The sequence below is a fragment of the Streptomyces sp. GC420 genome, assembly GCF_009916105.1.
In the GTDB taxonomy this organism is placed as follows: Bacteria; Actinomycetota; Actinomycetes; order Streptomycetales; family Streptomycetaceae; genus Streptomyces.
Genome location: NZ_JAAAXQ010000848.1, coordinates 1 through 400 on the forward strand (window position 1 = coordinate 1; position 400 = coordinate 400).

Here is a 400-nt window from a genome sequence, read left to right on the forward strand (position 1 = left end):
GGGGAACCGGGGGTGAGGCGCAGCAGACGGGAAGTGGCGACGAGAAAAGCGGGGGACGTGCCGGTGAAGGCGTGGGCGCGGACGTTGCCTTCGGTGGCATGGGTGCCGGTGGGGTCGGTACGGACCCAGGTGACGCCGTCGAGGGCGGCGCCACGGACCTGCCAGCTCGCGGCGTGGAGTTCGAGGCGGACGGGGCGGCCGAGTTCGTCGACGGCCAGGTCGACGGAGCCCGCGTGGTCGCCGGCGGGGGCGGTGATCTGCGAGACGTAACGCCAGCCGGAAGGGCCGGGGGCGCACTGGAAATGCTCCTCGCCGAGCGGGGTCTGGTCGTGCGGGTCGTGAAGTGAGTAGCGGCCTCGTGGCATGCGGGTCGTCCGGTCGTCGGGGGTGCTGTCTCTTA

General features: G+C 72.2%; 1 pseudogene. It reads right to left on the minus strand.

The annotated features are described in order from the left end of the window. A pseudogene (locus GUY61_RS38910) lies at positions 1-365 on the minus strand (hypothetical protein); the annotation flags it as partial. Positions 366-400 lie beyond the last annotated feature (35 nt).